The organism is Chryseomicrobium imtechense, assembly GCF_041475995.1.
Taxonomy (GTDB): domain Bacteria; phylum Bacillota; class Bacilli; order Bacillales_A; family Planococcaceae; genus Chryseomicrobium; species Chryseomicrobium aureum.
On the sequence record NZ_JBGOBM010000006.1, the window covers coordinates 194,833 to 204,715 of the forward strand.

Genomic DNA, 9,883 nt, shown 5'->3' on the forward strand with positions numbered 1-9,883 from the left:
GGCGTAAGACAGATCGGGTTTTGGCATTTCAAGCAGAATGCTATCGCTTCAATACTTTATAGGATTCTTTGTTTAGTAGTCGTCCTCAGTCTTCTTCCGGCATATCAGGAAATACGATAGTTTTATCGGCAAATCGAATTTTTGGTCGAAGGGCATAGCCACTTTCAATGAAATTCACTTCATTGTCGTCAAATTCGATTAATGCAATTAAGCTATTGTCATAGTCAATCACTGCAATTCTATTCGAATTCAAGTAAATATCATTACCTTCGTACATTTCTATGTACCAACCATTATAGCAATTAAAACGTTTCAGTCATGTTCACTCCTAAACTTAATTTCATCTAGAATAGCATATTTTTGGAAAAGAATAAAGATGCCTCCAGCGGGATTCGAACCCGCACTCCTTTCGTAAGCATAGGCTAGGGGGAACACGCTTCCCTACGGACTTTCACCGACAGGACTTTCACCCATCTCAGCTAATTTGCTTTTCGGTGCTTCTGAAACCCTTACCTTGCGACCCGGTTCTACATTGTTTTCCGGCGCTCTTCCCTTCTAGAGCTATAGAGGCGTACTATTAACGTTTGCTTACAACCAGTGCTCCAATGCCACTGATGAGCATATAGGCAATTACAAACATCCAGAGATAACTAAGGGATACAGCTGACTCTCCTGCGTAACTAAGTGCTGTCAGCGCTAAAAACAAGACGCCCATAAAGACGTTACCGACGACCGCATAATATGTCCGCATATTGTTGCGCGTACGTTCATCTATCTCTGGCGTATTGTCTTTTTTTGATTTCACATAAATAAGGTTGATCAAGAAGATAATGAGCAAGCCTGTTGCTGCCCCTAGAATTGCGGAGATGTCCCCGTCATTGAAGATGAACGTTCCAATCACGACTCCAAGAAAGCCACCAAATGTTGCGAGTGTTAGATACCACTTCTTAAACTTTTTCATTTTCGTTTCTCCTCTAAAATGAACACGTCTTCCATCGGCAAATCAAAATACTTCAAGATTTTGAGTGCGAGCTCAAGACTCGGGTTGTATTTGTTTTTTTCAATGGCTGTGAATGTCTGCCGCGTCACCTGCAGATCTTCAGCCATCGTGATTTGCTTAATGCCTCTTTCTTTGCGAATCTGCTGGATATTGTTTCGAACCGGCATGTCTTTTCCCTACCTTTCGAACAGAAATGTAAAGATATCTTTACGTAAAGTGTAATACATTCCCCATTAAAAGTAAAGATATGTTTACATGTTAAATTAAAGGACTTTTACAGTTACTGGCGAATAGTACTAGTAATGTACATGAAATTTTAGAGAGTAAGGGAGAGATAGAGAGATGGAAACTGTAATCGGATTATTGCCAATCATTCTTATGGTCGTTATTGTAATAGCCATCATAGCAATCATTCGCTGGGTGAAGCGTTCTGTTTGAATTAAGGAAAAGAGGAATTGAATGTATAAAGATAATGAACTAGTAATAAGAAAAATCAAAGAAGATGATTTACAGCGATTGTGGGAATTAACTTTTAAAGAAGAATCACCCGAGTGGAAAAAGTGGGATGCGCCTTACTATGAACATAAGGCGAAATCGTTTGAGGACTACATACTAAACAAAGAAACAATTGTTAACCAAGATGATTTCTGGCTGATTGAAGTCGACGGCATCATTATCGGGACAGTGGGTTACTACTGGGAGCACAAGCCTTCCAACTGGCTTGAAATGGGGATAGGTATTTACGACACGAACTATTGGAGTGGCGGATTTGGAACGAGGGCCCTCACTTTATGGATCCATCATCTCTTTACGACCTTGCCACTGGTAAGAGTAGGTTTTACCACCTGGTCGGGGAATCATAGGATGATCAAAGTAGGAGAAAAACTTGGCATGCAGATGGAAGCAAGACTTAGAAAATGCCGGTTCTATAATGGCGAATACTACGACTCCATTCGAATGGGACTGTTGAGGGAAGAATGGGAAGAGATGTCTAGTCATCATGTAACTTAAAAGCCCCCTAGAATGAATCCAGAGGGCCTCGACGCAGTATTTGTATTTATGCCTGCTTCGCTTTTAAAATCTCCTGAATCTCTGTCCAGTCGACAAGACGCGTGAACGTCAAATGTCGGTTATAGGACTGGTCTTTGAGGATGACTTTGAGATTCTCTTCTTTCACCAACGTATTTACCACATCCGGTTTATCATCAAAATAATAATCCAGACCTAGGCGTTTGATGATTTGTAATTTTTCATCGTCCTTCATGCCATAGAAGAAACGCTCATCTTGAACCGGGAATCCTTGTGCTTTCATCCACTCTTTTGTTCGCTCCCCGTGTTCCTTGGGTCTTGCTGTAATGTAATAAATCTCATGACCTTGTTGATCAAGCTCTACCAATGTTTCTAAGGCATTTGGGTAAACGGGGCAAGTCGTGTAGTAAATGTCTTCTAAAGATGATTTCCACATCTCGCCGCCTTGTTCGTCCGTCATATCAAACAACTCATGGATTTCAACGCGCTCGAGCTTCGTGAACTGGTCGAGCGGCACGTTCTTTCCTAGTTTTTGATTGTAGATGTCAAACGCATGCTTGCGTAAATCAATCAATGTATCGTCAATATCGAAACCAAATTTCATGATGTAACTCCTTTACGTAAGATAGACGGGATAACCGCTTATTTTAAAGTCTTTGCCTGTTTTTTCGATTTGAGTGGCGGACAATTCAATTGCTTGATTCATTTTGGCGAAGCCTGTCCCTTCTAAAAACGTAGGTGCATCTTTTCCACCAATTAGTTTCGGCGCCATGTATAAAACCACTTTATCAATCAGTTGATGCTCAAGGAAAGACGCGTTGATTGTCCCTCCTCCTTCAAGTAGCACGGATGAGACCAGGCGCTCGCCTAAAATAGCAACGACTTGTTGTACATTGACATGGTCCGAGCTATCCGTCCGAAACACTTCAACTCCCCTAGACTTTAGTTCCGCTTCTTTCTCAGGGTCTGCGTTCTGACTGGTGAAGACCCACGTTTCCGCTTGTTGATCGACGACTACTTTCGCCGTTAACGGAACGTTCAAGTGGGAATCTATAAGTACTCGGATTGGATTTCGCCCATTCGGAATTCGAGTCGTCAGTTCAGGATCATCTTTTAATACCGTATTCACGCCGACCATAATGGCCCGGTGTTCATTTCGCAAGTGATGGGCGTCTCTTCTGGATTCTTCTGAAGTAATCCATTTGCTATCGGATGTATGCGTAGCAATTTTACCGTCTAGCGTGATCCCTGATTTCATAGTGATGAACGGGGTCTTGTGCACGATAAATTTATTGAACACTTCATTCATTTGCTGAGACTGCTCTTCACAGACGCCTGTGATGACTTCAATCCCTGCTTGCTCCAAAATTTTTACGCCATTCCCTGACACTACGGGATTTGGGTCTAACGTGGCAATGACCACTCGTTTGAGACCAGCTGCAACGATAGCTTCCGCACATGGGCCTGTTCTACCGTGATGCGAACATGGCTCGAGTGTAACGTAGATCGTGCCACCTTTTGCGTGCTCTCCAGCCATACGAAGAGCGTGGATTTCAGCGTGCGGTTCCCCCGCTTTTAAATGAGCGCCGACTCCCACAATGCGGTTGTCATTGACAATGACAGCGCCCACTAACGGATTTGGATCCGTCTGTCCTTTCATGGCCTGCGCATTTTTAAGTGCCAGTTCCATGTAAAATGTATGATCAGTCATGAACAGGTGCCCCTTCTTCTTCGATATGACCTGAGCGTTTTACTTTTGTCTGCAAGTAAACCTCATTGAACTCAGACAAGTCGCCCCATAACGGTTGGCGGCCTACTAATTCCATACCGGCTTCTTGCAAAGCTTGTAATTTTTTCGGGTTATTCGTCATTAGTTTGATTGGTTTTGAGCGAAGCGCCTTCAGTACGCGAATAGCATCCGTATAGTCACGTGAATCGTCCACAAAACCAAGGCTTTCATTGGCATCTACCGTATCGTAGCCATTTTCTTGGAGGATATACGCCATCGCTTTACTGAACAGACCAATTCCACGGCCTTCATGATTGGCTAAATAGAATAAAGCCCCCGTTCCATGGTCCACAATCATTTTCATCGATTCTTTCAATTGATAGCCACAGTCGCATCGTTTGCTACCGAAGATATCTCCTGTGTGACAAATCGAATGCATACGAATGATGGCATCTTCTCCATTCGCGAAGTCTCCATATGCAAGTACACTGGATTGTTGCAGTTCAGCTAAATTCGATGAAGAGAGCTTCTCAATGATGCGATTCACATCACTTGTCACTTCGTCACAGTTCAACCAGCTATACCACTGGAACACAACAGTTTCCCCGTAAAGATTTACAGGTAAACGAATCGGACCGACTAAGTAAATCGCCCCATCCTCTTTATGAATCAATTGAATTTTATCTTGTAATGCGGCAACCACTTTTGAGTCTAATTTTTCTTGTATCATGATGTCCACTCCTGCTCAAGTTCTGAATTTTGAATGAGTTTTTCATCATTCTATCACGGAGGATAAAAATCCGTGAGTAAAAGAACTCGGGAACTTTCAAGTAGTGGCGGGCTTCGAAGGCTGTTAGATGGTACATAAACTATAGACAAATTGAAAAAACTGCAAATCCAATAGCGATTTGCAGTCTCTTATTGAATATCGAAAGCCATCACGTAAGTCGCCTCATTCCTCCTCTACTACAATCTTCGAAGCTATCTGTTTTTCCCGATCACGAATCTCCGCAACTACCCTATCACCAATTTCTAACGATTCTGCAGATGCTGAGTTGGCCCCTACCTTTTCAATAATCGTGGCGTCATCGATGATTACTTCATAGACCGGATACTCTGCTTCAGGGTCATCGCCATAAACTGCGATATGAACTGAACTCTCATCCACTCTATAGACCTTCCCCTTAATCTCAGAAGGAAAATCGCCAGTACATGCTGTCAACGACAATGCGAAAATGAGTACTAACAGAAATCTCTTCACCCTAAACAAATCCCCTTAATTTCTAACATGTCATTTCTCCCTTAATGAACTATCCATGCAATTGGAAAATAGCCATTTATTTCTAACTATATCAAACGATTCAGAAAATACTAGCTTTAATTTACAAAATAAACCATAGCAAACAACTCTACTTTTTAGGACGAAATTCCTCTTAATTTGAGATAGTTTCCCCCTACAATAGTTGGTATACTTTACCTACTAAGGAAACTATCCTGAAATGAGTGAACTCTTATGAAACTCCCATTAAAATTTTTGATTATACTCGTCACAACAGTCAGCTTATTTGTCACACTAGCTGTTGTATTTGCTACAGAATACTATGTAAACAGACAGACTCTAACTGAATCTACCCTTGAACTGAACTACTCCAATGCACAAAAATTGAGTACTTTAACAAATGATACCTTTATCTTGATGCGTGAGAGTTTACAAGCAAACCACGCAAATGTTCTGGAGAACTGGGACGACCCAGAAGAGTTAACGTCTATTCTCAAAACTATCCAAGAATCAAACTTTAACTTTAATTCCGTTACCATCATCAATGACAATGGGACCGGCCGCGCCAACTATCCCGATATAGGGCTTGTGGGTATCTATATCAATACAGAAGGCGTGAAACGTGGGATTGAGGTTAAGCAAGATTTCATTTCCAACCCTTACATAGGTACGAATAGCAAACTCATGCTCATCATCTCTACAGCGCTCTATCAAGACGGAGAGTATTACGGTATGCTGAACGGACTCGTTTGGTTAGAAGAACAGAACTTCTTAACTCGTCTACTGGAACAAACTTATGGAGATGATTCCACTTTAGCGACTGTTTATGATAACGAAGGACACTATATTTATCACCCACGGAAGGAATGGATAGGCTCGAAAGTTTTTGAAAATCAAGCAACCAGCGATTTAGCTCAAGATCAAGCAGGAAAAAGTATTATTGAAGATCGAACAGGTGCCGTGTTTTATGCGGGATATGACAAAATAGAAGAAAGTGATTGGGGTATTATTTCTATGACACCTGAAGAAATTGCTTTAGCGCCTGCAGAACTCTCTGCAAAAAGAGCAATCGTGATTAGTCTACCGTTTATTCTTGCGGCTTTCTTAGTTTTACTAGGGCTCATCCTGTTCATCACGAGACCTTTAAATCGCTTGTCACAGGTCGATTATTCTAAGCCGATTCATGAAGTCATTCAAGAGACGCAAACTATCCCTTCACCTTATCGAGAATCTGCCGCAATCAAACAGATGATCCTTTCCTTTGCACAAAATCAACAACAGCTGTTAGGAGAATTAGAATCTTTAGCAATTACCGACCCGCTGACAGGTCTTGTAAACAGACGTCGATATGCACACATGCTTGAACTTATTCACGAAAACCAAGAACCGTTTGGCTTAGTCATCCTTGATATCGACCATTTCAAATCCATCAATGACTCGTACGGGCATTTAATTGGAGACCAAGTCCTAATCAAACTTGGCGAGCTGATGAAATCCTCTATGCCAGCGACCAGTCTACCTGTACGTCTGGGCGGAGAAGAATTTGCATTTGTTATACAAGGCACGACTGAAGACGAAGTAGTAGCATTTGCAGAGAGATTCAGACAAGAGGTCGAACACACTAGTTTTCCTGCTCCACAAACGATTACCGTATCTATTGGTGTCGGGTATTTCGATTGTACGCAATGCGACCTTGAAACGTTTTTTAGTGATGTAGATACACAACTCTATAAAGCCAAAGCAAACGGACGAAATCGCATTGAACGTGTTTCCTTTATAAATGGCATAAAAGAGTTTTCCTAACAAAAAACCTATGTCCACACCGGGCATAGGTTTTAAAAGTCTTTATAGATGAAGAATGTATTTTTCCCAGAAAGTTTAGCCGTATACAATGCATGATCTGCTTTCTTAAGAACTGCATCTAGGTCTATCTCTTCATCAGCTTCAAATAGTACAACCCCAATACTTGCAGATATTCGATATCCATCTTCCCATTTCTCCATCGCTTGTACTAACTGTGTTGCGCAGTGAGATACCTCTTCTTCCGTACTTGGATACGCAAAGTGAATGATAAATTCATCTCCACCTAACCGTACTGCACAACTTTCCTTATTTCCACGAGTGGCTTCTATCAAGCGTTTTGCAACTTCTTTTAGTACCTCGTCGCCTGCATCATGTCCCAAGGTATCATTGACCTTCTTGAATCCGTCCAAGTCAAGGTAGAACAGACTTCCACCGTTGTTTGCCGTTTCTTTAAAACGATCTGATAAATAGCGGCGATTGTATAAATCCGTGAGTGGATCCCGAAACGCACATCGTTCCAATTCCAAATAATACGAGAACATCCGAACGATGCGTTGGAGCAATTTGATACTTTTCTCATCGTATTCACTTGCCTTACTATCTGCTACGCACAGCGTCCCGAATCGCTCTCCGTTCATATGTGTGATGGGCAATCCCATGTACGATTGTATGTTCACACCTTGTAAAATGGTCTTTACTCGCTCTGAATCCGTATCATGTTCAACATCCGCATATAGTAATGGTTCGTTCTTTGCAAAATCGATACGATTGCAAACAGAGTTCGGCAATTTCACAACCATTCCTTCTGAAATCATAATCTCCGAATGTTCATCAGAAACTTTTAGAATCACTTGTTGTGTATCGGTAAATGAAGTGAGATAGATGAGTTTGTCAGGTAGGATTTCCTTCGCAAGATCTAAAACATCTGTTGCAAGCTCATCAAAATTCCGGTACATTTGCACTTCTTGTGTAGGTGTCACGAGTAATCCCTCCCGTCCTCATCTTTTTCTTTAATTACCTTCTAGTATACCCCATTTTCTCCAAACTCTGAAATGATGTAATAAAATCGATTATTCCTATATATTTATTGATAAACGATAAATTATAAGATATTCTTAATTCAATTCATTGTTAGAGAGGAGCAAGCTTTGTGAAAAAAGGTACCACTGTTTTGTTAAAAATTGCGCTGGTAGTGATCGCGTTACCTGTCGCGGGCCTATGTCTGTACGCTCTGCCTTTATTAGCTATGGAAGCCTTTACTTATATGAACGGGGAGAACATTTTGCCTTTCATTATGTTAGGATTAGTAACAGCTGCTCTACTTTCTGCTATTCCTTATTACATCGCATTATTTCAAGCTTATAAATTATTACGTTTAATTGAAACCAATGGCGCATTTTCAGCCGCATCTGTCGGAGCCTTAAAAAAGATTAAACGTTCCGGTCTATGGATTAGTTTCTTGTATACGCTTGCGTTACCTCTCATTTTTGTTGTTGCGCAGTGGGACGACGCACCTGGTTTAGTTCTAATCGGAATGGTAATTGTTGGAGCTTCACTAGTCGTTTCAGTATTTGCAGCTGTTTTAGAAGCGCTGCTGCAAGAAGCGATTACGTATAAAACTGAAAACGAATTGACGATCTGAGGTGAGAACATGCCCATTCAAATTCATATTGATGTCCAGTTAGCAAAACGTAAGATGAGTGTGACACAACTCACGGAAAAGGTCGGCATCACCATGGCAAATCTGTCTGTCTTGAAGAACGGGAAAGCAAAAGCCGTACGCTTCTCGACACTAGAAGCCATTTGCAAGGCACTGGATTGTCAGCCGGGTGATATTTTGGAGTATGTACCAGAGGAGGAAGAATATGATTCGACCGTTGTTTGATTACAATTGGCAAGTGCGTGCGGATTGGATGAAGTGGTGTGAAGAGTTACCGTATGAGGAACTTGTGAAACCACGTTTTGGTGGTATGAAATCCATCCTTCATAATTTGTATCATGTCGTGTATTGCGAACATATCTGGGTCAGCCAGCTTCTTGGTATAGATGTGAACATCCAACCCATCGAGAAGATCCGAACGCTAGCTGATATTCGTGCTTTTGAGGCGATGACACGTGAACGGACGCTCCAATGGTTTGAAAAAGAGACTGTCTTAAATGATGCGGTTCTGGATTTGCGTGGACGGCAGTTTTCTCATATCAAGGTGATGATGCACATCGCAACACATGAAGTACACCATATCGGTCAGCTATCTGTTTGGTCTCGTGAACTCGGGCTCGCACCCGTTAACTGTGACTTGTTACCACGGGACGTGGAGTTTTTAAATATAGAAAAGTGACATTCCGATTTGTCTGGAATGTCACTTTTTTGGTTAGTTGAATAACGAATTATACATCGCAAAGCTCATAATAAGGAATAGTACAGCGAGCACGATGCCGCCCAGTATCTTTCCACTACGATTTGGTCGATTTTCAGGTTGTTTATCCATAGGTCAACCCCCACTCTTCAGTATCTGATATAAGTATACACTGATGTATGGTGTGAGGTAAAACCAGAACTGGTAGACTCAGCTGCTGTTCGTGGCGATTTTATGGCGGCAATTCAGGACTAATCACCTCTCCCAGCAGTAAATCCCGAAAGTACAGCACCATTTCAGGAAAGTGCATCATAATACGTTCAAAGTACAGCAGAACCTCCTCATCCCAGCAGCAAATCACAAAAGTACATCACCATTTTGGAAAAGTGCATCACAATACGTTCAAAGTACAGCAGAACCTCCTCATCCCAGCAGCAAATCACAAAAGTACATCAGTATTTCGGAAAAGTGCATCATAATACGTTCAAAGTACAGCAGAACCTTCTCATCCCAGCAGCAAATCACAAAAGTACATCAGTATTTCGGAAAAGTGCATCACAATACGTTCAAAGTACAGCAGAACCTTCTCATCCCAGCAGCAAATCACAAAAGTACAGCACCATTTCAGGAAAGTGCATCATAATACGTTCAAAGTACAGCAGAACCTCCTCATCCCAGCAGCAAAT

At 41.7% G+C, this 9,883-nt stretch carries 13 protein-coding genes; 5 read left to right on the plus strand and 8 right to left on the minus strand.

Features of this window, described 5'->3' with window-relative positions; translation table 11 throughout:
- Nucleotides 1–85 precede the first annotated feature (85 nt).
- The 3 genes from AB5N96_RS08235 to AB5N96_RS08245 all read right to left on the minus strand — a co-directional run bounded on the left by AB5N96_RS08235 (nucleotide 86) and on the right by AB5N96_RS08245 (nucleotide 1,167).
- Entirely contained in the window at nucleotides 86–277 is a 192-nt protein-coding gene (locus AB5N96_RS08235; protein ID WP_499705221.1) for a hypothetical protein, read from the minus strand.
- 300 nt (nucleotides 278–577) lie between these two features.
- The gene (locus AB5N96_RS08240) at nucleotides 578–961 is read right to left on the minus strand and encodes a hypothetical protein (protein WP_499705222.1); all 384 of its coding nucleotides are present in this window, start codon (nucleotides 959–961) and stop codon (nucleotides 578–580) included.
- Complete coding sequence (locus AB5N96_RS08245) at nucleotides 958–1,167, minus strand: helix-turn-helix transcriptional regulator (protein WP_499705223.1); 210 nt, start codon at nucleotides 1,165–1,167, stop codon at nucleotides 958–960. The genes AB5N96_RS08240 and AB5N96_RS08245 overlap by 4 nt, the downstream gene beginning before the upstream one ends.
- 292 nt (nucleotides 1,168–1,459) lie before the next feature.
- On the opposite strand from AB5N96_RS08245, the gene AB5N96_RS08250 reads away from it, so the two are divergent.
- The gene (locus tag AB5N96_RS08250) at nucleotides 1,460–2,011 is read left to right on the plus strand and encodes a GNAT family N-acetyltransferase (protein ID WP_499705224.1); all 552 of its coding nucleotides are present in this window, start codon (nucleotides 1,460–1,462) and stop codon (nucleotides 2,009–2,011) included.
- A 46-nt stretch (nucleotides 2,012–2,057) separates the two neighbouring features.
- Here the strand turns inward: AB5N96_RS08250 and AB5N96_RS08255 are convergent, their stop codons facing one another.
- From AB5N96_RS08255 to AB5N96_RS08270, 4 genes are all read right to left on the minus strand, one after another.
- Nucleotides 2,058–2,633: a 5' nucleotidase, NT5C type gene (locus AB5N96_RS08255; protein WP_499705225.1), complete on the minus strand. Its 576-nt coding sequence runs from the start codon at nucleotides 2,631–2,633 to the stop codon at nucleotides 2,058–2,060.
- A 12-nt stretch (nucleotides 2,634–2,645) separates the two neighbouring features.
- A complete protein-coding gene (gene ribD / locus AB5N96_RS08260) occupies nucleotides 2,646–3,740 on the minus strand; it encodes a bifunctional diaminohydroxyphosphoribosylaminopyrimidine deaminase/5-amino-6-(5-phosphoribosylamino)uracil reductase RibD (protein WP_499705226.1) in 1,095 nt (364 codons plus the stop codon).
- Nucleotides 3,733–4,488 (minus strand): GTP cyclohydrolase II, encoded by a 756-nt coding sequence (locus AB5N96_RS08265; RefSeq protein WP_499705227.1) that lies wholly within the window; start codon nucleotides 4,486–4,488, stop codon nucleotides 3,733–3,735. The genes ribD and AB5N96_RS08265 overlap by 8 nt, the downstream gene beginning before the upstream one ends.
- Before the next feature lie 222 nt (nucleotides 4,489–4,710).
- A complete protein-coding gene (locus AB5N96_RS08270) occupies nucleotides 4,711–4,926 on the minus strand; it encodes a hypothetical protein (RefSeq protein ID WP_499705228.1) in 216 nt (71 codons plus the stop codon).
- A gap of 345 nt (nucleotides 4,927–5,271) precedes the next feature.
- On the opposite strand from AB5N96_RS08270, the gene AB5N96_RS08275 reads away from it, so the two are divergent.
- Nucleotides 5,272–6,840, plus strand: a complete 1,569-nt coding sequence (locus tag AB5N96_RS08275) for a sensor domain-containing diguanylate cyclase (RefSeq protein ID WP_499705229.1) — start codon at nucleotides 5,272–5,274, stop codon at nucleotides 6,838–6,840.
- Between the two features lie 32 nt (nucleotides 6,841–6,872).
- Here AB5N96_RS08275 and AB5N96_RS08280 read toward each other — a convergent pair whose 3' ends face one another.
- The gene (locus tag AB5N96_RS08280) at nucleotides 6,873–7,820 is read right to left on the minus strand and encodes a sensor domain-containing diguanylate cyclase (protein WP_499705230.1); all 948 of its coding nucleotides are present in this window, start codon (nucleotides 7,818–7,820) and stop codon (nucleotides 6,873–6,875) included.
- Between the two features lie 170 nt (nucleotides 7,821–7,990).
- Between AB5N96_RS08280 and AB5N96_RS08285 the strand changes: the two genes are divergently transcribed.
- The 3 genes from AB5N96_RS08285 to AB5N96_RS08295 are packed head-to-tail and all read left to right on the plus strand — an operon-like array spanning nucleotide 7,991 to nucleotide 9,179.
- Nucleotides 7,991–8,482 carry a DUF2975 domain-containing protein gene (locus AB5N96_RS08285; RefSeq protein ID WP_499705231.1) on the plus strand — a complete coding sequence of 164 codons (492 nt, stop codon included), beginning with the start codon at nucleotides 7,991–7,993 and terminating at the stop codon, nucleotides 8,480–8,482.
- A 9-nt stretch (nucleotides 8,483–8,491) separates the two neighbouring features.
- Nucleotides 8,492–8,725 (plus strand): helix-turn-helix domain-containing protein, encoded by a 234-nt coding sequence (locus tag AB5N96_RS08290; protein WP_499705232.1) that lies wholly within the window; start codon nucleotides 8,492–8,494, stop codon nucleotides 8,723–8,725.
- Nucleotides 8,706–9,179: a DinB family protein gene (locus AB5N96_RS08295; protein ID WP_392454998.1), complete on the plus strand. Its 474-nt coding sequence runs from the start codon at nucleotides 8,706–8,708 to the stop codon at nucleotides 9,177–9,179. The genes AB5N96_RS08290 and AB5N96_RS08295 overlap by 20 nt, the downstream gene beginning before the upstream one ends.
- Nucleotides 9,180–9,883: the final 704 nt, after the last annotated feature.